This is a genomic window from Embleya sp. NPDC050154 (genome assembly GCF_044460165.1).
GTDB lineage: Bacteria > Actinomycetota > Actinomycetes > Streptomycetales > Streptomycetaceae > Embleya.
In genome coordinates, this window is record NZ_JBITJP010000009.1 from 255973 (window position 1) to 273333 (window position 17361).

At 71.6% G+C, this 17361-nt stretch carries 16 protein-coding genes; 10 read left to right on the forward strand and 6 right to left on the reverse strand.

The annotated features are described in order from the left end of the window. Position 1: 1 nt before the first annotated feature. From ACIBSV_RS20945 to ACIBSV_RS20970, 6 genes are all read right to left on the reverse strand, one after another. Entirely contained in the window at positions 2 to 1018 is a 1017-nt protein-coding gene (locus ACIBSV_RS20945) for an ATP-binding cassette domain-containing protein (RefSeq protein WP_395865065.1), read from the reverse strand. Next, the gene (locus ACIBSV_RS20950; RefSeq protein ID WP_395865067.1) at positions 1015 to 1443 is read right to left on the reverse strand and encodes a lasso peptide biosynthesis B2 protein; all 429 of its coding nucleotides are present in this window, start codon (positions 1441 to 1443) and stop codon (positions 1015 to 1017) included. The genes ACIBSV_RS20945 and ACIBSV_RS20950 overlap by 4 nt, the downstream gene beginning before the upstream one ends. Then, positions 1440 to 1700: a lasso peptide biosynthesis PqqD family chaperone gene (locus ACIBSV_RS20955; RefSeq protein WP_395865069.1), complete on the reverse strand. Its 261-nt coding sequence runs from the start codon at positions 1698 to 1700 to the stop codon at positions 1440 to 1442. Before ACIBSV_RS20955 ends, ACIBSV_RS20950 begins: the two co-directional genes overlap by 4 nt. Before the next feature lie 19 nt (positions 1701 to 1719). Then, positions 1720 to 3537 (reverse strand): asparagine synthase-related protein, encoded by a 1818-nt coding sequence (locus ACIBSV_RS20960; protein ID WP_395865071.1) that lies wholly within the window; start codon positions 3535 to 3537, stop codon positions 1720 to 1722. 297 nt (positions 3538 to 3834) lie between these two features. Beyond that, the gene (locus tag ACIBSV_RS20965; protein ID WP_395865073.1) at positions 3835 to 3963 is read right to left on the reverse strand and encodes a lasso RiPP family leader peptide-containing protein; all 129 of its coding nucleotides are present in this window, start codon (positions 3961 to 3963) and stop codon (positions 3835 to 3837) included. A 325-nt stretch (positions 3964 to 4288) separates the two neighbouring features. After that, positions 4289 to 5104, reverse strand: coding sequence for a methyltransferase domain-containing protein (locus ACIBSV_RS20970; protein ID WP_395865075.1), 816 nt, complete (start codon positions 5102 to 5104; stop codon positions 4289 to 4291). Positions 5105 to 5132: 28 nt separating this feature from the next. On the opposite strand from ACIBSV_RS20970, the gene ACIBSV_RS20975 reads away from it, so the two are divergent. The 10 genes from ACIBSV_RS20975 (at position 5133) to ACIBSV_RS21020 (ending at position 17332) form a co-directional block, all read left to right on the forward strand. Beyond that, positions 5133 to 5552, forward strand: a complete 420-nt coding sequence (locus tag ACIBSV_RS20975) for a MerR family transcriptional regulator (RefSeq protein ID WP_395865077.1) — start codon at positions 5133 to 5135, stop codon at positions 5550 to 5552. A 217-nt stretch (positions 5553 to 5769) separates the two neighbouring features. Beyond that, entirely contained in the window at positions 5770 to 6714 is a 945-nt protein-coding gene (locus ACIBSV_RS20980; protein ID WP_395865288.1) for an endonuclease/exonuclease/phosphatase family protein, read from the forward strand. A gap of 211 nt (positions 6715 to 6925) precedes the next feature. Then, complete coding sequence (locus ACIBSV_RS20985; protein WP_395865079.1) at positions 6926 to 8134, forward strand: hydroxymethylcytosylglucuronate/cytosylglucuronate synthase; 1209 nt, start codon at positions 6926 to 6928, stop codon at positions 8132 to 8134. A 70-nt stretch (positions 8135 to 8204) separates the two neighbouring features. Then, positions 8205 to 9194, forward strand: a complete 990-nt coding sequence (gene blsE / locus ACIBSV_RS20990) for a cytosylglucuronate decarboxylase (protein WP_395865082.1) — start codon at positions 8205 to 8207, stop codon at positions 9192 to 9194. Next, complete coding sequence (gene blsF / locus ACIBSV_RS20995; protein WP_395865084.1) at positions 9182 to 10243, forward strand: CGA synthase-related protein; 1062 nt, start codon at positions 9182 to 9184, stop codon at positions 10241 to 10243. Before blsE ends, blsF begins: the two co-directional genes overlap by 13 nt. A gap of 222 nt (positions 10244 to 10465) precedes the next feature. Continuing rightward, positions 10466 to 11632, forward strand: coding sequence for an arginine 2,3-aminomutase (gene blsG, locus ACIBSV_RS21000; RefSeq protein WP_395865087.1), 1167 nt, complete (start codon positions 10466 to 10468; stop codon positions 11630 to 11632). Next, positions 11629 to 12807 (forward strand): DegT/DnrJ/EryC1/StrS family aminotransferase, encoded by a 1179-nt coding sequence (locus tag ACIBSV_RS21005; protein WP_395865089.1) that lies wholly within the window; start codon positions 11629 to 11631, stop codon positions 12805 to 12807. The genes blsG and ACIBSV_RS21005 overlap by 4 nt, the downstream gene beginning before the upstream one ends. After that, positions 12804 to 14045, forward strand: a complete 1242-nt coding sequence (locus tag ACIBSV_RS21010; protein ID WP_395865090.1) for an ATP-dependent carboxylate-amine ligase — start codon at positions 12804 to 12806, stop codon at positions 14043 to 14045. The genes ACIBSV_RS21005 and ACIBSV_RS21010 overlap by 4 nt, the downstream gene beginning before the upstream one ends. Beyond that, on the forward strand, positions 14042 to 15358 hold the full coding sequence (locus tag ACIBSV_RS21015; protein WP_395865092.1) for an MFS transporter: 1317 nt from the start codon (positions 14042 to 14044) through the stop codon (positions 15356 to 15358). Before ACIBSV_RS21010 ends, ACIBSV_RS21015 begins: the two co-directional genes overlap by 4 nt. 90 nt (positions 15359 to 15448) lie before the next feature. Continuing rightward, positions 15449 to 17332, forward strand: a complete 1884-nt coding sequence (locus ACIBSV_RS21020) for a hypothetical protein (protein WP_395865093.1) — start codon at positions 15449 to 15451, stop codon at positions 17330 to 17332. Positions 17333 to 17361: the final 29 nt, after the last annotated feature.

Genomic DNA, 17361 nt, shown 5'->3' on the forward strand with positions numbered 1-17361 from the left:
TTCACCTCCTCGGTCCGAAGCCGGACGGCGCGGTCGGACCGCCGTCGGCCTCCCGTATCGTGCGGCCCGTGTAGTGCAGGAAGACATCGTCCAGCGAGGGCGCGGTCACCCGCACCGACCGCACCGGCACGTCGAGTTCGGCACACAGTCGGGGCACGAACGCCGCGCCGTCGGCCACCCTCAGCCGCAGACCTCCCTCGTGGACCTCCGCCGTCAGGCCGAACCGCTCGTGTACGGCATGCGCCGCCCGCTCGTCGTCGCCGGTGTGCAGCGTGACCAGATCCGCGCCGACAACGGCCTTGAGCGCGGCGGGAGTTCCCTGCGCCACCAGTTCACCGGCGTCGATGACGGCCATCAGGTCGCAGTTCTCGGCCTCCTCCAGGTGATGCGTCGTCAGGAAGATGGTGATGCCCTGCTCGCGTCGCAGGCGGTGCAGGTGCTCCCACACGGCCGCGCGGGTCTGCGGATCCAGCCCGGTGGTGGGCTCGTCGAGGAACAACACGCGGGGGGCGTGCAGGAGACCCCGGGCGATCTCCAGCCGGCGCCGCATGCCGCCCGAGAGTGTGCGCACCGGTGAGTTCCCGCGCCGTGCCAGGTCCACCAGGTCCAGCAGGGCCGGAATCGTCGTGCGCGAACGCCGTCGCGGGATCCCGAACAGGTCGGCCTGGAATCGCATGTTCTCCTCGGCGGTGAGATCCACGTCGAGCGTCGACTCCTGGAAGATCAGCCCGATCCGGCGCCGCACCTCGTCCGGTTCCGTGCGTACGTCACGGCCGGCGACCCGGGCTTGGCCCAGCGTCGGCCGCACGAGCGTGCACAACATGCCGATGGTGGTGCTCTTACCCGCGCCGTTGGGGCCGAGGAAACCGAAGATCCGGCCCGCCGGGACCTCCAGATCCAGCCCCACCACGGCTTCGGTGTCGCCGTAGAGCTTGCCGAGCCCCTCGGCGCGGATGGCGATCGCATCGTCGACGACCCCATGGGCGGCGGCCGTTCCCTCCTCGGCGGCGATGCTCATGACGACCGCCGGTCGGGACGTCGCACACTGAGCACCGTGTGGAACAGTGCCATGTCGGCGCTCTCCCCGATCGGCACGCCCCGAGCCTCCACCCAGGCGTGCGCGCGGAACGGTTGCGTGCGAACTCCCGTACACCAGTCCGGAGTCACGCCCCGCAGGCGGCACAGCAGCAGCGTGGCCACCGATCGTTGCAGGCATCCCTGACCGGCGCAGCGCGCACTGACCGACACCACGGCGCGCCTCGCCTCCAGCGTCTCGGCGGCGCCGGCGGGTCGGGTTCCCAGGCCCACCGCCCACAACACCCGGCGCAGCCGCCGCGGCGGGAGGAGCGCCAACGGCCGAGCGACCGCGACCGCCCAGCGTGCCGTGACGTGTCGCTGCCAGGTCAGGGGCACCGGCTGTTCCGCGACGACGGGCATCGTCATGACGCCACCACCAGACGGGCGTCGCGCAGCGCGCGCAGCAGGTTCCGTACGTCGTCATGCGCCCGTGCGGCGGCGGCCGGGGACGTTTGCGCCAATCGGGCCGCCGTGTCGGCCGCGGTGTGACCGTCCAGGAGCAGGCGCAACGTGCGCGCCCCGGTCGGGTTCAACTGCCAGTATCGGCCCTTGCGTTGGTCGAGCAGGACGAGCCCGTCCGGCACCTCCGTTGCGGTGACGTCCGGGGCCAGGGTGATGGTCATCGGAATCCTCCTGTGGCTATCACGGAACCGGTTGCGACCGGCACGCTTCGGCGGAGCGCAGCCAGCTCTCGCAGGCCAGGGTGTTCTCGAAGGGCGCCAGTGCCGCGGTGTCGGGCTTGGGCCCCAGCAGCGCGGCGCGCAGCGCTCCCGCGTCGACCAGCCCGAGCCGGGCCAGGCGCAGGTCCTCACACAGCTCCGCGAGCCGGCGCCGATTGTGCTCCACGCCCGCGTGGAACTCCGCGCTGAAGTCGCCCTTGTCGCGCCGGGCCAGGAGTTCGTCGGGTACCAGTCCGCGCAGCGCGGTGGTCAGGACCGGCTTGAAGCCGCCGCGCGACATGCGGTCCCGGGTCCGGACCGACAGGGCCGCCTCGACGACCCGGTCGTCCAGGTACGGTGCGGCGAGTTCGATGCCGAACCGGGACAGGACCGCCCCCATGCCGCGGATCGCGGCCCCGCCGTGGAGTACGCCCTCGAGGATCTGGTGCCGGTCCCGATCGGCGTGCAACGGCAGAGGGTCGTCCGCCGCCGCGTCGATCAGCAGCCGGTGTACGGATGTTGCGGCGCTCGCGGAGGCCCAGGTGGGCAGGCGCGGGTGGGGGGCCCAGCCCATGAAGACCTGCGACGGCCGCGGCGCGGGAGCGCGGAGGTCGCGCGCGCCGGCGAGCAGCGCGTCGGCGAAGGAGCCGTTGTCGGTGAGACCGCGGAGGGTGGGGAGCAGGCCCCAGCGGTTCAGCGACCGGCAGCGGAGCACGGCCGGCAGGCCCGTGAGGGGGTGAGTGCGCAGGAGTGTCCGCAGGTGGGTGGGGGTGACGGAGAACAACTCGTCGCCTCCGACGCCCATCAGGTGCACGGTCGCGCCCCGGGCGGCGGAGTCGCGTGCGACGTGTTCCATCCGGGCCAGATTGCGGCTCCATGGGAGTGGACCGTGCGCGCCGTCCACGATGCCCGGATCGGTGACCTCGTCGAGCCAGCCCGGGCCGTCGGCGGGACCGCCCACGCGGTGCCGCGCCGCGGGCAGCAGTGCGGCGGCCCGTTCGGCCCAGGTCGTGTCGTCGTTGGCGGCGTCCACGGGCTGCCAGTGGTGGGTCAGCAGGGTGCCCTCGCCGGCCGCCGCGACGAAGCACAGGCCGGTGGAGTCCAGTCCGCCGGACAGGTCGGCGCTGACCGTGCGTCCGGCCGCGGTACGTACGGCGACGGCGTCGCGGATCGCGGCGCGCACGGTGTCGGCAGCCCGGGGCAGCGGGACTTCGGCCGCGGGCGGCTGCCACCAACGCACGGTGCTCCGCGTGCCGCGGGTGTCGATGTCCAGCCGGCAACCGGCGTCGAGTTGGTCGATGCCGGTCCACATGGTGCGGGTGCTCAGCGGCCAGGGTGCCCCAGGGGTCGCCAGGCGCAGCGCCAGGACGTCCCGGTCCAGGGGCGCCCCGACGAGGTGCGCGAGCCGCCGCGGCGAGTCGGCCGCCACGGTGACGCCCGCGAACCGGGTGTGGAAGATCTGTCGGGTGCCGGACAGGGCGCCCTGGGCGCGGATCCGGCCGTCGATCGAAGCGAGGAGGTGGATGCTGCCGGGGAGGGTGCGGGCCAACGCGTCCAGATCGTGCGGTGAGCGGGCACGGGCCAGCTCGCGGGTCGCGGCGTCGATGTCGAGGCGGGTCCGTCCGAACACCACGAGTCGACGGGTGCCGGCCACGAGCACGGTGACGTCCTCGTCCGCCCAATGACCGACCAGCCACGGTCGGGCCGAGGCGTGCGCGATGCACCGCAGTGGGGGTTGTCCGGCGTTCCCGATGGTGATCGACGCCGGCACCGAGACGTCCGGAAGGATCAGAAAGTCCATGGCCTTCTCCAGGCGTGGTGATCCGGTGTGGTTGCGCTACCGGGTCCGAGGGCTACGCGAAGACGCGCACGGTCGGCGGAAGTACGCGGGACGTGCGCGGGGTCCGAGGCGTATCCGCGAGGCGCGCGGGGTCCGAGGCGTACCCGGAATGCGTGCGGGGTCCGAGGCGTACCCGGAATGCGCGCGAGGTGCGCGGCGTACCCGGGATGCGCGCGAGGTGCGCGGCGGCCGGAGGATGTGCGGAGGCGCGTGAGACGCCCCCGCACCCGATGCCCCGGCGACCTGCCGACGCGAAGGTCAGCAGGCGAGCGGCGTCGGACCGCCGAAAACGTCGTGCGGGCAACCCCACCAGAGGCCGAGGGTCAGTTCGGTGAAGTCGCCGACCTCGACCAGCGCCGGGGGTTCGTAGCTGTCGTCGTACGTCATGATCTTCTCCATCCCTTGCGTACTGCGGATGTCGCGAGCGGAAGACGTCGATCGGATCGGCGTCCCCTCCTCGTCCGGACCCCCGCCACGCTAGGCCGCCCGTTGTCCCGGGCACCCGGGGCACAGGTCCCACTCGAGTCCCACGACAACCGATCGTGGCGGGACCAGGGCGGCGGCTCGTCGAAGAGTTCGACGGGTCGCAGGAAACCGGCGCAATCGTCGAGCCGTTCCTGCCCGATCAAACGCGCGAATCCGGCGGCGTACCTCGGATCGACCTCCACCCGGCGAGAATTCGGGAGTTGCGCCCGGCCCGGTTGCCGAGCGGTCACCGACGCTCCGCGTCCGGATCCGCGAGGGTGAGATCGCTGTCGGCACGACGCGGGGCGGTGCCCGCGGCCACGAACATCGGCAGGGCCAGGAACATCCGGTCGGCTTCCGCGCGTTCGCGCTGCTCGGCGATCCACGCGTCGGCCCGTACGCGAGTCACCGCGCCGGTCGCGCGGGCCTTCTCCGCGAGCCCCGCCACCATGGGAAGCATCGCGGCATCGGTGAAGATCTCCATCCGCGCCTCCACCGTGACATCCCCGAATCCGGCATCCCGGAGCAGATTTCGATAGCGCCGCGCACTCCGCGGCCCGGCGATCGAATCGGCGCGCGCCCACACGATCGTGCGGGTGAGCGCCGGGTCGTCGGAGTCGATCACGAAGGCGTCCCAGTCCTGACCGACCAGCACGATCCGCCCACCCGGGGTCAACACGCGCCGGGCCTCGACCAACGCCTGCTCAGGCGCGTGCAGTTCGTGGTAGACCTTGTCCGCCAGGTACCCGTCGACGCAGGCGTCCGGCAGCGGCAGCCGCCGCGCGTCGGCACGCCTGAAGTCCCGCTCCGGCCACCGGCTTCGCGCCACCTCGATCATTCGCCCGTCCGGGTCCACCCCGACGACCTCGACGCCGCGCCGGGCCAACTCGTCGACCGCGCGACCCGCGCCGCACCCCACGTCCAACACCCTCGATCCCGGCCCGGCGTCCAGCAACTCGTAGGCTCGCCTGCGTAGTTGTCGGGCGCCCGACAACTCCTCGGCCGCGTCGAGCAGGGCGACGAGAGCAGGCGTCGCGCGTTCTTCGTTCCGTTCCTTGGACATGTCCCCAAGGCTCCGGCTTAATGTCGGCATGAAGTCAAGCGACTCGAACGAGACCCTGAGCATCGGCGCCGTCGCGGGGCGTTTCGATTTGCCCACACACGTCCTGCGCCACTGGGAGACGATGGGTCTGCTGAGCCCGGCGCGCGACACGGCCGGTCGGCGCCGATACGACACCGACGCCCTCACCCGCGTCGCCGTGATCCTGCGGGCCAAGGAAGCGGGGCTGAGCCTGGTGGGCATTCGATCCCTGACCACGGCCGACTCCGCGGCGCGCCGGGAAATCCTGCGCCGGGAAGCCGAGGCCGCGCGGTCCGCGATCGCCGCCGCCCGATCCAGACTCGATCTCATCGAATGCGCCTTGGACTGCGACCACGAGGATGTCGCCCGGTGTCCGCATTTCCGCCGCGTGCTCGCCGACCGGATCGATACCGGGATCCCGTCCCCGTGAACGGTGATCGATGAACGGCAATCGAGGAAGGGGATCGAGGAGGGGATCAAGGAAGGCTGATCGGTGACCCACCCTCGGTTCCGCGCAATTGCGCGACGCCACCTGCGCGTTCGCCGCGGCGCGGGCGTGAATTCCGCCGAGGGCCTTACCTGCGGCCCGCGCGGGCGGAAACACTGGAGGCTCCGGTCCTCGGCATCGTCAGGAGCAGCCCGTGAGGGTGACCATCGGCACGTGGAATCTGGAGAACCTCTTCCGCCCCGGCGACCCGGACGGCCCCGAGGACGACGCGACCTATCGGATGAAGTTGGCCGCGCCGGCGACCACGATCGGCCGGCTCAAACCCGACCTGCTCGGCATCCAGGAAGTCGGCAACCCGGACGCACTCGCCGACCTGGTCGGCCTGTTGCCCGGCCGTTGGCACAGCGCGCTGTCCGCCCACCCGGACGGGCGCGGCATCCGGGTCGGCTTCATCGCCCGTACGCCGCTCACCACCGTCGCCGACGTCACCGCGTTCCCCGCCCTGTTCGCGCCCGTGCAGACCCAGGACACCGGCGCCCCGGCGAGCGGCATGGGTCGAGGCGGCCTCGCCGTCACCACGGAACCCGCGGCCGGCCGACCCCTGACCGCGGCCGTCTGCCACCTCAAGTCCAAGCTGCTCACCTACCCCGGCAACCGCCATGCCCCGCGCGACGAAGGCGAACGCGCCCGCTACGCCGCCTACGCCCTGTCCCGGCGCGGCGCCGAGGCGGCCACCATGCGCGCCCTCGCCGACCGACTCCTCGCGGGCGACGGTCGCACCCACGACGTCGTGCTGATGGGCGACCTCAACGACCAGCCGCAGGCCGCCACCACCCAGATCCTGTACGGCCCGCCCGGCTCGCAGATAGGCACACCCGGCTTCACCCACCCCGATCGCGGCGACGCCTCCCGGCTGTGGAACCTCGCCCCGCGCATACCCGAGGACCAACGCTTCTCGCGCGTGTTCGAGGGCCAGGGCGAACTCATCGACCACATCCTGGTCAGCCACGCCCTCCTCGCCCGCGTCGAGTCCGCCGGCACCGGAGCCGACCACCCGCTGCCGTCGGTGAGCGCCCGGCCCGCCGAGCGGCAGGGCGAGCCCGGCTCGGACCACGCACCGGTATTCGCTCGACTCGCCTACTGACCGGGCCGGTCGCCGCCGACGCAACCGCTCCATGAAATCCCCATCGACGTTATTCGTCGTATAAACAATCCTTCGCATCGAATCATTGAATGCGTTTTCGGCATATCCATTACACACCTCGACCGTGACCGACAAACCGGTTGCATGGATCCGGAATATCGACCTATATTGATTCCGCCAACTCGCCCGCCCGGAAGTCGAGACGGATTCAATGCGCACCGATTCCAATGCACGAACCGTGGTCGTCTCCGGTGTGGAATTCGGCTGGGGCAGTACGGGAAAACTCGGCGCGATCCTGTCGGCCGCACGAGAACGATCGGCCGAGCCGCTGCGCTTCGTCGGCCTGGCCTCCGAACTCGGCCGCCCCGTGTTGTCCGAACACGCCATCGACCGCTGGTACGACCTGCCGGACGCCGAAGAGGACGTACCCGCCGGCATCGACGCCATCGCCCGATCGGAACGGGCGGCGGCCGCGGTGGTCGTCCTGGACGGTGCGCTCGCGAAGACGCTGGAGGCGTCCGGCGTACCCACCGTGTTCGTGGACAGCCTGCCCTTCCTGTGGACCGAGGGCGACCGGGCCGCGCTGCCTCTGGACGCCACGGCCTACTGCGCGCAGAAGTGCGTCGAACTTCCCTCCGAGTGCCGGGACGTACTGGCGTCCGTCCGATCCCTGCGCTGGGTGGAGGCCGTCGTCGCCGCACCGTCGGTCGCCGGGCCGAGCGCACCCGTCGCCGGCCCGTACCGCACGGCTGTGGTCAGTCTGGGCGGTCTGCGCGCGCCTTCCCTCGCCGACTGGACGGCTTACCCGCGCATCGTGGTTCCGGCCGTCCTGGAGGCGCTCGCCGCGTACGGGATCCACGAGGTGCACGTCGCCGGGAACCTGCCCGCAGATCTCGCCGGGCAGCTCGTGGACGCGTCCATCACACCCCCGCGAGTGAGCACGGGGGCGCTCGCGCACGGCGAATTCCTGGACCGGGTGGCCGGCTGCGACGTCCTGCTCACCTCCCCGGGACTGACCACCCTGCTCGAGGCCGGCCGGTTGCGCGTGCCCACCATCTGCCTGCCGCCGCAAAACCTCAGCCAGATCTTCAACGGACGATTCCACAGCCGTGCGATCGGCGCCGAGACCCGAATCGCCTGGCCCAAGGGGGTGTTCACCGAGGAGGAGGCGCTGTCGCTGCGCACCCGCGGCGAGGACCACGCCTTGGAACTGATCTACGCGGCGATCGCCGCGGTGGCCGCCGACCCGGACGGCCGGAGAACGACCGTCGCACTTCGCGACGACATCCTGACCGCGCTGCGCGGCCCCGCCGACGGCACCGACTGGGGCGCGCTGACCGCGACCGTCGGTGTCGACGGAGCGGCCCAGGTGGCCGACGCCCTGCTCGCGATCCTGCCGGGCGCGCCCGGACCCGCCTGACCCTCGCCTCGACCCGCCCTGCCCTCACCTCGACCCGTCCTGCCCGCGACCGGCCCGAAGGGGTCCCCCTGTGCGTGAGCGTCACCGATATCTCTTCGTCAGGATCCTGGAAGCCTGCAACGCCGACTGCTTCATGTGCGATTTCGCGCTGTCGCGCGACACGTTCCGTTTCTCCCGGGAGGACTTCGAGGATCTGTTGCCGAAGGCCCGCGACGCCGGCGTGGCCTATGTGCGGTTCACCGGCGGCGAACCGCTCATGCATCCGGACGTGGTCGAGCTGGTGCGCTCCGGCACGGCGGCGGGAATGCGGATGTCCCTCATCACCAACGGCTCGATGTTGCCGAGGATGGCCGAGAGCCTCGCCGAGGCGGGCCTGGCCCAGGTGATCGTCAGCCTGGACGGCGCGTCCGCCGAGACCCACGACGTCTACCGCCGTTCCCCCGGCATGTTCGACAACGGGCTGCGCGGACTGCGCGCCGCCGCGGACCTCGGGATCCTGCCCAGGGTCAACACCGTGGTCGGACCGCACAACTACGGCGAAATGCCGCTGCTCCAGGAGGTGTTGACCCGCGCCGGGGTCCGACAGTGGGAACTGTCCGCGCTCAAACTGGATCGCAGCATCACCTACCCCGATCCCGACGACGTGCGCCGGGTGGGCGACCGCGTCTACGACGCCGATCCGAACTCCCTGCTGGTGCCGATGGGCAAGCGCTTCTACGGCGACGACCCGGAGGAACAGGCTCGCTATTTCGCCGAATCGGTCACCCCGCGCGCGTCGCTGCCGCAGTGCCACGTCACCGACGACGTGATCTACATCGACGGCAAGTACGGGCGGATGTACGCGTGCAGTTGCATTCCGCACCGCGAGGGCGAGGACGGCCCGGGCGGAGCGCCGCTGCGCCAGGCGGGGGTGATCGGCCTGGACACACCGGCGTTCCGTGAGCACGCCGACTTCTACCGCGAACGCGGACCCCTGGTGTGCAACGGCTGTTCCACCACGGCCGCCGGCTACAGCGACGACGTCGCCCGGCTGGGGTCGGTGAACCCATGGCAGTACTGACTCCCCGGGAAGGGCCGGACACACGACGGCCGGACCCGCGACGAACGGCCACCGACGGGTCCGAACTCGGGCCCGCCGAGCCGACTCGCCGAATCCTGCTGGTCTCGCGTGACGACCACCTGGACTCGCTGCTCGCCCGGCGACGCGTCGCCGCCCATCTCGGCGACCTGCGACCCGTGCACAACGCGACCGGGCGACCACTCCCGGTCCCGGACGTGGCCCTGGTCTGCGACGACGAGGCAGCCACGAACCGGCTGTTGGAATCGGGCGTACCGGTCGTGCACCTGTCCTCGGGTCACGAGGGGACGACCGGGACGACGGCCATGACCGGGACGATCGGGACGACCGCGGCAAGCGGGACGACCGCGGCGGACGGCGCCGCCGGCCGGGCGCTGCATCGCGTCCACCGACCCGGTTGGCTGCCCGACCCCGCAACCGCGTCAACAGACCCGCGCCCCAATGGTGTTCGGCCCACCGGGCTGCTCGCCCCCGCCCGCTCCGCCCGCAAGCGCGAACGCGCGGGAACCCTGCTGTTGTTGTCCGCGTGGGACGTGCCGGACGCCGAGGCGGACACGTTCATCACCGGGACGCTGCCCACGCTGGTCCGGGAGGCGCTGCGTCGCACCGGCCGATGCGACGTGGTCGGCGACACGCGGCTGACGCCGATCCACGCCGCGCTGGCGGGACTTGCCGGCCGCCCGGAGGTGCGGGTGAGCCGCGCGGTCGACGTCGACGTGGACGCGCTGCACGCCGGGGCCGAGGTGTTCCTGGCCGCGCCGACCCTGGGTGCCCTGGCGCTGGCCCAAGCTCGGCGCGCACCCCTGGTGTTCCTGCCCGCGCTGGGCGACACCCAGCGCGATCTGGCCGCGCGCGTACGACACCTGGTTCCGGTTCCGCCCGCCGACGATCCCGAGGACGACGCGATGTGGGTACCGCCCGCGCGCAACGCCACCGCGCTGTGGAGCGTGCTCGACCCCGACCTGGACGACCTGCGCGGCGCGCAACGCGTCGCCCGTACACTCCGCCAACTCTCGCTCGCCCCACTGTGAACAGCCCAATGTGAACAGCCCACTGTGAACAGCCCCACTAAACGGCCCGCCGTGAACATCTCGCCGTAGGCATCTCGCGCGGACATCTCGCCGTGGACGCCTCCTCCGAACGGCCCGCGACACCGCGAACCACCCACCGCCCCACGACGCCGGCACGGCCGCCACCTGCGCCCCGGCCGAACGCCTCGCGTCGTCGAAGGCCCGTCAACCCTGGAGTCCGCCATGTCCGCCACGCCCCTCGAAGCCACCACCTCGGTCGATCCCAGGATCGCGCGACCCCGCGTCCCCGACACGGACTGGGACGACTGGCGTTGGCACATGCGGCGACGCATCACCAACGTCGACAAGGCCCGACAATGGATCAACCTCAGCCCCGACGAGGAGAAGGCGATCGCCGGGGTGGCGGGCAAGTACCGCTGGAGCGTCACGCCGTACTACGCCTCGCTGATGGATCCGGACGACCCTCTGTGTCCGGTCCGGCAGCAAGCCGTGCCCGCCGCCGGGGAGTTGATGGAGTTCTCCGGTGCCGAAGTCGACCCGGTCGGCGACACGTACTACCGCAAGACCAACCGTGTCGTGCACAAGTACCCCGACCGGGTGATCATGCTGATCACCGAGGCGTGCCCGGTCTACTGCCGGCACTGCACCCGCAAATTCCACACCACCGACGTCAACGGCACGTACTTCCGGGACGACGAGGGCGAGTCGTTCGACGAGGATCTGCGCTACATCGCCGACCACCCGGAGATCCGGGACGTGTTGCTGACCGGCGGGGACCCGCTCTCCTATCAGGACGGCAAGCTCGAGGAGATCATCGCCGGGCTGCGGGCGATCCCGAGCGTGGAGATCATCCGGATCGGCAGCCGTTTCCCGGTCCTGTTGCCACAACGCATCACCGACGACCTGTGCGCGATGCTCGCGCGCCACCACCCGGTGTGGGTGAACACCCATTTCAACCACCCGAAGGAGATCACCCCGGAGGCGACCGCGGCGGTGGACCGCATGTTGCGCCACGGGATCCCGGTGGGCAACCAGACCGTGCTGCTGCGGGGCATCAACGACGACGTCGCCACCATGCGCACCCTGATGACGGACCTCCTGCGCATCCGGGTGCGGCCGTACTACCTCTACCACTGCGACAACGTCACCGGCGTCTCGCACTTCATGACCTCCGTGGCCAAGGGCTGGGAGATCATGGAGGGCCTGCAGGGTCACATCACCGGCTTCGGTGTGCCGCAATACGTGCTGACCACCAGGATCGGCAAGATCCCGATCGCACAGCCGTATTTCACGGTCACCCCGGAGGGCCTGCGCCTGCGCAACTTCCGGGGCGAGGAGATGCTCCTCGACACCACGGCATGCCCGATCACGGAGGCGGACGCACGATGACCCTGGACAAGCGTCTCGGACAACGTTTCCTGCCCTACGGCGCGAACTACCTCGACTGGTCCGACATGGCGGAACTGCGCGAGGCGATCGACCACCAGGTGCTGTTCCGCTACCAGACGGAAACCGAAAGCATGGCCTCGCGGTTGGAACGTGAGACCTGCCGACACCTGGGCGCCGCCCACGCGTTGGCCGTGCACAACTGCACCGAGGCGCTGCGGCTCGCGCTGATCGCCACCCGCCCGTCCATCGGCGACCGGGTGTACATCCCCGCCGTGACCTTCGTCGCCGTGGCCGGCGCGGTGTTGTCCTGCGGCCTGATCCCGGTGCTGGTCGACACCGACGACTCGTTGTCGTTGGACCCCACGCTGCTGCCGCCGGACGCCGAGCGGGTGATCGTGGCCCACATGGAGGGCACGGTGGCGCCGCTGCCCCAGGGCGTGCGGTACGTGATCGAGGACTGCGCGCAGTCGCTCGGCGCCCGCTTCCCGGACGGACGCGCGGTGGGAACCGCGGGCTATGCGGGGACCTTCAGCTTCCACCACAACAAGGTGCTCACCTCGGGCGAGGGCGGCCTGGTGGTCACCAACGACGAGCAGGCGTGGGCAACGATGCGTTGCTATCACGACCACGGCTCGGCGCGCGTACCCGGCCGCTATCCCACCTGGAACCAGGACGCCTACTACGGCGAGAACTTCGTCACCAGCGAGCAGGTCGCCGCCGTCCAGTGCCAACAGTTCCGCCATCTCGGCGAGCTCCTGGACGGGCTGGAGCGCATGTACGCCATCGCGATGCGCGAACTCCCCGACCGCGCGGACCTGGAGGTACGGCCGCGCGCGGCGGGCGACGTGAAGGTCAGTCTGCGCTTCCGCTGCCGCGACCGCGCCCTGCGCGACGCCGCCGTGGCCGCGCTGACCGCCGAGGGCATCGCCAACTGGACTTTGAACAAGTACCTGTTGCCCGAGCATCCGGTGCTCACCGGCCGGCGCTCGCTCTACGCCGACGGCTTCCCCTGGAACCACGCCCCCGAGGGCTCGCTCGCGCTCAGCCACGACGGATTCGTGCGCACCCGGGACCGGTTGGACCGCACCCTGTGCGTACCGCTGTCCCCGGAGTTGCCCGAGTCCGAGCAGGTCGGCGCGGTCAAGGCGATCCGGCGCGTGCTGGAGGCGGTGTGAGCCCGCGTCCCGTGCTGCTGATGGTGGACGACCGGGCCTCCTCGTTCACCCGCTACGCGGCCCGCGCGCTGTCCGAGAATCTGGTGCTGCTGCGCTTCGCCGAGCTTCGCGGCGACCTGCGCGAGGACTACCTGCGCGAGACCGCGCACCTGCCGGCGTTCTGGGTCCGCGAAGGGGTGTCCCTGGCGGAGGAGGCGCAACGCTACCGGGAGTGGGCGGCGGAACTGCGGGAGCCGCCGACCCGGTTCTGCAATCCCTCCGAGCCGCGCCAGCACGTCGCGCATCGCTTCGCCGCCTTGGTCGGGTTGCCCCATCTGGACGAACGCCAGGTGGGCTGGGTGCGCGACAAGGTCGCCATGAAGGAGCGGTTCCGCGAACTGGGTCTGCGTACCGCCGCGTTCGCCCGGGTGCGGTCGGCCGCGGAGGTGGAGCGGTTCGCCGCGCGCTACGGGCGGCCGCTCGTCCTCAAGCCGGTGGACTCGTTCGCCTGCGTGGACACCTATCTGCTCCCGGGACCGGCCGCCGCGGCCGAGATCGACTACGGCACCCGGGACTTCATGGTCGAGGAGTATCTCGGCGGCACCGAGTGGGAGGTGTGCGGGCTCATCCACGACGGGGAGGTGCTGACCGCCTGGCCCAGCGCGATGCCCTGCCGTCCGCTGGACATCGTGGACGGCGCGATGAACGCCAACATCAGCGTCGGCACCGACGAGGGTCCTCCGGTGGACCTGCGCGAGTTGCTCCAACGCATCGTCACCGGCATGGACATCGACCACGGGTACGCGCACATGGAGTTCTTCGTGGTCGACGGGCAGGTGTTCGCGGGCGAGATCGGGATCCGGTTGGCGGGTTGCGAGATCCCGGCCAACCACGGACACGCCTACGGATTCGACGTGTTCGCGGCCACGCTGGACGTCTACCTGGGCCACCGCCCACGCCTGGACTACCGCGAACGCCGCTGCGCGGGCGACCTGCTGTTGCCCCTGCCCGGATCGGGAACCGTGCGCCGCGTCACCTCGGCGGACGAACTCCTGCGCCTGCCGGGCGTCGTCGAGGCGGTCCTGCGCGCCGGCGTCGGCGACACGGTGGCGGCCCGCCGGGCCTCGCACAACGCCTCGGGCTACGTTCATGTCGTCGGCGACTCGATCGCGCGGGTCGAACAACGCATGCGGGCCGTCCTGGACGCCTTCACGATCGAGGTGGCCCCGGCCCGCGAGCCCGATCCGGTGGCCCGATGAGCGCCGATCCGCGCCGAGACGGCGAACCCGCGTCCGCGCAGAGCCCACCGGAACCACCGGCGCCCTCCGGGACCGGCGGCCTGCTCGGGCGCTTCCGCGACCTGCTCACCCGCCCGCAGGTCGCCCCGGCGGCCGGGTGGAGCGTCGTGGCCAGGCTGCCCGTCTACCTGATGTCCCTGGCCATGGTGCTGACCATCCGCGAACAGGGCGGCAGTTACGCGCAGGCCGGCCTGATCGCCGCGCTGTACACGCTCGGCATGGCCCTGGGCAGCCCGCTGATCGCCCGTCACCTCGACCGCAGCGGCCGCCGAGGCGTCCTGGTGGTCACCGGCCTCGCCTACCCGGCGGCGCTCGCGACGCTGGTGTGGGCCACCCGGCCGGGCTCGTGGGCGCAGCCCGTCCTGGCCGTCGCCGCGGGTGTCGCGCTCCCGCCGACGAACGCGTGCATGCGCTCGTTGTGGGCGCGCATGCCGCTCACGGACGAGGAACGCGAGACCGCCTACCTGTGGGAGGCGCTGCTCACCGAGGTCCTGGTCATCGGCGCGCCGCTGATGCTCGCGGCCCTGATGTGGTCCGGATCCGCCGGGACGGCGCTGACCACGGTCGCCGTCATCGGCGGCGCGGGAGCCCTCGGCCTGGCCTGTGTCCGGCTGCCCGCGAGCACCGAAGCCGCGGCCCCGACCGGCCCGCACACGGCCGGCGCCGACGCCTTGGGCATACCGCGCCACCCGCTGCGCGATCCCTCGATGCTGGTGCTCCTGGGCGTGATGACCGCGTGCGCCGTCCCGATCGGACTGATGACGCTCGCCATCCCGGCCTTCGTGTCGGCCCACGGATCACCGGACGGCACGGGTGTGGTCTACGCGTGCTGGGGCGTCGGCAGCGCGGTGGGCGCCCTGTGGTTGGGGCGTGCCCCGTCGCGGATCCCGATGCGGGTGCGCTTCCCGCGCCTGGTGCTGGCCTTCGCGGCCGGCACGGGACTGGCCGTGCTGAGCACCTCCCCGCTGACCCTGGCGATCGCCCTGGCCGTCGGCAGCATGCCGATCGCCCTGGTGTCGGCGGCCGAGATGACCCTGGTCGGCGCGCTCGCGGACAAGCGTCTGCTGGCGCGGGCGTTCACCTGGGCGTCGCTGGCCACCGTTCTGGGGGACGCGGTGGGCCAGCAGGTCGGCGGTCTGCTGATCGAACCGATCGGCCCGCGCGGCGTGTTCACCCTCGCGTTCGGCGTGGCCCTGGCGGGAGCGGGACTGGCCTTCGCGGGCCGCCGGTTGCCGGTGCCCGATGCCGCCGCCCCCGCGCGGTGCGCGACCTGATCGCAGCCGACGGTGCGTGAAGCCCGTCCGCCCCACTCCGGCCGACCCGTTCCCGGCCGGGTCAGCCCACAGAACACGAGGTCACCCGTCATGAACGCCCCCGTCGTCACCGAAGCACACGACCGCCCGGATGCAATCCCGGCCCCTGCGCTGTTCGGTGTGCTCGACTTCGAGCAACTGCCGCAGGCGGTTGCGGAGTTCCTCGCCGCACCCGCGCACACTCCGATCCCCGTGCCGGGCCTGGGACGCCCGGATCTCACACACGCCGTCGACCTGGCCGCCCGCCTGTACGCCGGCGTCGAACTCCCGCGACCGCTGGATGTCGGAGTCCTGCTCGGCCCACGTGACCTGCCCGACGGCGTACCGGCGCTCGCCCGCCCGCTCGCCCGTACCTGGGTGGCCGAGGAGGAACTGGCGGACGCCGCCGAGTTCCGGCGGCGCCACCCCGGAACGCTGCTGATGGTCGGCTGCTACGACCGGCTCAACCTGGATCCGGTCCGGGCGTTGCTGCTGACCACCTACCGTGACCGGGAGCCCGGACTGACGCTGCTGAGCGGACGCGACGCGGCCTCGGTGGCCTGGAACGTGGCCAAGCAGTACGCGACCGCCGCGACCGGCGTCCACGCGATCGGGCTGTTCACCGACACCGACCGGCCGCCGCACCCGGACGGCGTCCGGGTCTTCGACGACCGCGACTTCGAACGCGTCGACATCCAGGCCGAAATCCTCGGCACGCGCTGGCGCCGAGTGGCGTTCCAGGGCCACGGCAAGGACGACAGCGTCAACCTCGGCGAGTTCACCATCTGCGGTTTGAACCCCGCCGCCCCCGCCCGCGCGGGACTGCTCGGCCCACGCTGCGCGTACGGACTGCCCTGCTACAAGCCCGAGGACAAGCTGGTCCCGCTCAATCGGGTGGAAGCCGTCGAGGTGGTGCTCAGCGCCTGCAACAGCGGCCCGCTCGCCGATCTCGCGCTGTACGACCCCAGGTACCAACTGCTGCTCAACGCCCTGGACGGCCCGGCCCGCACCGTCGTCTCCGCGGTCTCGGTGCACGATTCCGACCGGCCCGAGAACGTCGCGTGGATGCGCGCGGCCCTGTCCGGCGCGGACTCCGTGGACACCCTCAACGCCAGCCTCGCCGGGTCGCACCCCTACCCCGCGTTCATGCGCTTCGGCCTCCCGCAGGGCGACGCGCCCGCCGCACCGCCGCCCGCCGAGCACCGCCCCGACCCGCTCGTACTGACCGTGGGACGACGCCTGACCACCCTGCTCGGCTCGGAACTACTGCCGCACAACCACGCGTTGCGCCCGAGGCTGGTCAAGCTCGCGCGCAAGGTGGACCTGTGGGTGTCCCGCCCTACCCATCTCGCCGACCAGTCGCCCGACGAGATTCGCTCCTCGCTCACGGCGGACCTGCAATCGCTCGACCACGTGATCACCGAACAGGTCGCGGCGAACCCCGAGAACGAGATCATGGGTTACCCCGCGCACTTCGGGGACCGCAGTTCGCTGGACCCGCACGTGCGCGAGGTGACCTGCCATTGCGGTCGTCCCGCCCAGGAGTTCACCCGGCGGGGCCTGCTCCCGCACGTGTCGGACACGATCTGCGCGGTCTGCATGCGCTGCGGCGACGTCACCTTCCGGGTCCCCGACGCCCCTTCCCTGCTGGCCTACGCCTCCGACGAGGTCGAGCAGGGCGGCGTGCTGGAGGTGCGCGCCGCCCTCACGGTCGCCCGTACCGGACCCGTGCGGCTGGGGCTGTTCGTACCCACCTACCTGCGCGAGGACACCACGGTGGAACCGGGCGTGGTCAGGATCCGGGCCGGGCACGACCGGCCTCAGGACGTGGCCTTCCGGGTGCGCTTCGCCGCCGACACCGCGCCACAGGCGTACTACTTCACCGTCTTCGCCGTCCAGGACCTCGCCGTCTCCACGGCCCGCCGGCACTTCGGCGTCGTGCCGCGCCGTACCTGAGCCGAACCCGACTCCCGACCCCGTCACAG

Excerpts from the sequence above, each read along its gene's own strand:
- ACIBSV_RS20985 (WP_395865079.1), top strand. The coding sequence starts at position 6,926 with ATGCGCACCGATTCCAATGCACGAACCGTGGTCGTCTCCGGTGTGGAA.
- blsG (WP_395865087.1), top strand. The coding sequence starts at position 10,466 with ATGTCCGCCACGCCCCTCGAAGCCACCACCTCGGTCGATCCCAGGATC.
- ACIBSV_RS21015 (WP_395865092.1), top strand. The coding sequence starts at position 14,042 with ATGAGCGCCGATCCGCGCCGAGACGGCGAACCCGCGTCCGCGCAGAGC.
- ACIBSV_RS20965 (WP_395865073.1), bottom strand. The coding sequence starts at position 3,963 with ATGACGTACGACGACAGCTACGAACCCCCGGCGCTGGTCGAGGTCGGC.
- ACIBSV_RS20955 (WP_395865069.1), bottom strand. The coding sequence starts at position 1,700 with ATGACCATCACCCTGGCCCCGGACGTCACCGCAACGGAGGTGCCGGAC.
- ACIBSV_RS20975 (WP_395865077.1), top strand. The coding sequence starts at position 5,133 with ATGAAGTCAAGCGACTCGAACGAGACCCTGAGCATCGGCGCCGTCGCG.
- ACIBSV_RS21020 (WP_395865093.1), top strand. The coding sequence starts at position 15,449 with ATGAACGCCCCCGTCGTCACCGAAGCACACGACCGCCCGGATGCAATC.
- blsF (WP_395865084.1), top strand. The coding sequence starts at position 9,182 with ATGGCAGTACTGACTCCCCGGGAAGGGCCGGACACACGACGGCCGGAC.
- ACIBSV_RS20960 (WP_395865071.1), bottom strand. The coding sequence starts at position 3,537 with ATGGACTTTCTGATCCTTCCGGACGTCTCGGTGCCGGCGTCGATCACC.
- ACIBSV_RS20970 (WP_395865075.1), bottom strand. The coding sequence starts at position 5,104 with ATGTCCAAGGAACGGAACGAAGAACGCGCGACGCCTGCTCTCGTCGCC.
- ACIBSV_RS20950 (WP_395865067.1), bottom strand. The coding sequence starts at position 1,443 with ATGACGATGCCCGTCGTCGCGGAACAGCCGGTGCCCCTGACCTGGCAG.
- ACIBSV_RS20945 (WP_395865065.1), bottom strand. The coding sequence starts at position 1,018 with ATGAGCATCGCCGCCGAGGAGGGAACGGCCGCCGCCCATGGGGTCGTC.
- ACIBSV_RS21005 (WP_395865089.1), top strand. The coding sequence starts at position 11,629 with ATGACCCTGGACAAGCGTCTCGGACAACGTTTCCTGCCCTACGGCGCG.